We start from the raw sequence: 2611 nt of genomic DNA, 5'->3' as shown, positions 1-2611 counted from the left end.
AAGGGCTTCTTTCCGCAGCAGGATAATGGCCTCATTACCGCAACCTCCGAAGCCGGGCAGGACATTTCCTTTGCCGCGATGGCGCAGAGGCAGGAGGCGCTCGGCAAAATCGTGCAGGCCGATCCTGACGTCGCCAGCGTGGCGATGGCCATCGGCGGCAGCGGCAGGGCCGGCAATAACGGCAACATCTTCATCACGCTGAAGCCCCGCGACGAGCGCGCCGCCAACGCCCAGCAGATCATTGCCCGTCTGCGCCCACAGATGGAGAAGGTCGAGGGTGCACGTCTGTTCATGCAGGCTGCCCAGGACGTGCGGCTAGGCGGCCGGCCGACGCGGACCCAGTTCGAGTACACGCTGCAGGACGCCGACCTCGGCGAGTTGAACGAATGGGCACCGAAGATCCTGACCAAAATGAAGACGCTGCCGCAGCTGCGCGACGTTGCAACCGACCAGCAGAGCGAAGGCACGACGCTTCAGCTCAAGATCAACCGCGACACCGCATCGCGCTACGGCATCCAGCCGCAACTGATCGACGACACGCTTTACGACGCGTTCGGCCAGCGTCAGGTCACCCAGTATTTCACCCAGCTCAACAGCTACCACGTCATTCTGGAGATCCTGCCCGAACTGCAGGGTAAGATCGACACGCTCAACAATCTCTATATCAAATCGCCCCTGACCGGCGATGAGGTGCCGTTGTCGACCTTTGCGACCTGGACCAGCGTGCCGGTCCGTTCCCTCTCGATCAGCCACCAGGGCCAGTTTCCGGCCATCACCATCAGCTTCAACCTTGGGCAGGGTGTTGCGCTGGGACAGGCGACCGATGCCATCCAGAAGGTGGTGGCCGACATGGGTGCGCCCGCCACGCTCAATTCAAGCTTCCAGGGTACCGCGCAGGCGTTCCAGCAATCGCTCGGCACCGTGCCGCTGTTGATCCTGGCGGCCCTCGTCGTCGTCTACCTGATCCTTGGCATTCTCTACGAAAGCTACATTCACCCGATCACGATTCTGTCCACGCTGCCCTCGGCCGGCGTCGGCGCGCTCGCCATTCTCATGGCGTTCGGATACGACTTCAGTCTGATCGCCTTGATCGGCATCATTCTCCTGATCGGCATCGTCAAGAAGAACGGCATCATGATGGTCGACTTCGCCATTGCCGCCGAACGCGACGAGCATCTTTCTCCGGAGCAGTCGATTCGGAAGGCCGCGCTACTGCGGTTTCGCCCGATCATGATGACGACGATGGCGGCGATGCTGGGCGGCGTGCCGCTGATGCTGGGCACCGGCACCGGTTCGGAAATCCGCCAGCCGCTGGGTTATGCGATGGTCGGCGGCCTGATCGTCAGCCAGGCGCTGACGCTGTTCACGACGCCCGTGATCTACCTCTATCTCGACCGGCTCTCTAACTGGTTTGCCGGCTGGGGACGATCTGGAACTGCCGACCACGTGCTGTCCGCGGGCGAGCACGGTTCGATCAAGGAAGCCGCCGAGTGACTTGACTTCATCGGCACACCGGCCCATCCGGGATGCTCTTGGTCCCGGCCACGGATTCGGTGCAAATGTCGCTCAGGTATGCCAGCCTTGTCATGCTGTTGGCGCTCGGATCGCCCGGGTCCGGCCAGGCCGAGCCAGCCAGATCCAAGGCGGCGCCGGCAGTGGCGGTGCCGTTAACCGTTCAAGCCGAAGCCGCGCCGGCAAACACGCCCCCACCACCCGGCTGGGTCGCGCGCTGCTCCAGCGCGAGCCGCGGCGCCCCGCTCGAATGCGCGATCGAGCAGACGGCGATCCTGACCAAGACCGGACAACTGGTTGTCCTCGTCAACATCCGCGTCACAGGCGATAGCCACAGCCCGGTCGCCATGGTGCAGTTGCCGCTGGGAATTAACCTGCCGTCGGGCGCCAAGTTTGGGGTCGATAACGGCCATGCCGTCGATCTGCAGATCCAGACCTGCGAAAATCGCGGCTGCTTCGGCTCTACGCCGATCGCTCCGGAGCTTTTGGCCGCTCTGAAATCGGGCAAGGAGTTGAAGGTGTCCTTTCAGACCCCCGCCAAGGAAACCATCACCATTCCGATGCCGCTGGCCGATTTTGCCGCCGCCTACGACAAGATCAAGTAACGCAGCGCGCGAAATAATAGAAGTTCAAATCATATCAGGCGTCGCGACGCAGTCGTCCTCTCCCGCGCGCGGCTCTCGGATTCACACTTGTCAGTCTCGGTGAGGGAGCCACGCTGCCACGCTCCCCTCCCCCCGCGCAGCGGTGGGGAGCGGTCGGGGGTGGGGGTACCGGTCCCGGCGTGCCGAAAAAGACCCGCGATCACCTGTTCGAGGCTTTCCAGACCTCGGGCCGGCCCGGCGGTAGTGGGCTGGGCTTTCGATCGCCGCCGAACTGGTGCGGGCCCATGGCGGGGACATCCATCTGGTCGAGGGCACCATCGGGGCCACCTTCCGGATTGTCGTACCGGACCGACCGGTGGAACTGCTGACGGTTCGGAACGAGCGGGCGCGGGCCTGAGCGGGCGTCAACAGCGCGGATCTGGCCGGTCTTTGGCTGATTACGCCGCGCAGACACCTGGTCGGATGCCGCTTTCCGGCGCTTGCCAAGCCCGGCC

At 63.9% G+C, this 2611-nt stretch carries 2 protein-coding genes and 1 pseudogene; all 3 read left to right on the top strand.

Features of this window, described 5'->3' with window-relative positions; all coding sequences use genetic code 11:
• Positions 1-1494, top strand: a 1494-nt coding sequence (locus tag ABSG20_RS34325; protein WP_423868871.1) for an efflux RND transporter permease subunit, incomplete at its 5' end; no start/stop codon positions are given.
• 65 nt (positions 1495-1559) lie between these two features.
• On the top strand, positions 1560-2117 hold the full coding sequence (locus ABSG20_RS34320; protein ID WP_423868870.1) for an invasion associated locus B family protein: 558 nt from the start codon (positions 1560-1562) through the stop codon (positions 2115-2117).
• Between the two features lie 167 nt (positions 2118-2284).
• Positions 2285-2514: pseudogene (locus ABSG20_RS34315) on the top strand (ATP-binding protein); the annotation flags it as partial.
• Positions 2515-2611: the final 97 nt, after the last annotated feature.

The sequence above is a fragment of the Bradyrhizobium sp. genome (assembly GCF_049512235.1).
In the GTDB taxonomy this organism is placed as follows: Bacteria; Pseudomonadota; Alphaproteobacteria; order Rhizobiales; family Xanthobacteraceae; genus Bradyrhizobium.
Note: the sequence above shows the minus strand (reverse complement) of the source record. Positions and strands in the feature narration are given on the sequence as shown.

What these genes read in the sequence shown, in the direction of transcription:
- ABSG20_RS34320 (WP_423868870.1), top strand. Translation starts at nt 1,560, where the DNA reads ATGTCGCTCAGGTATGCCAGCCTTGTCATGCTGTTGGCGCTCGGATCG.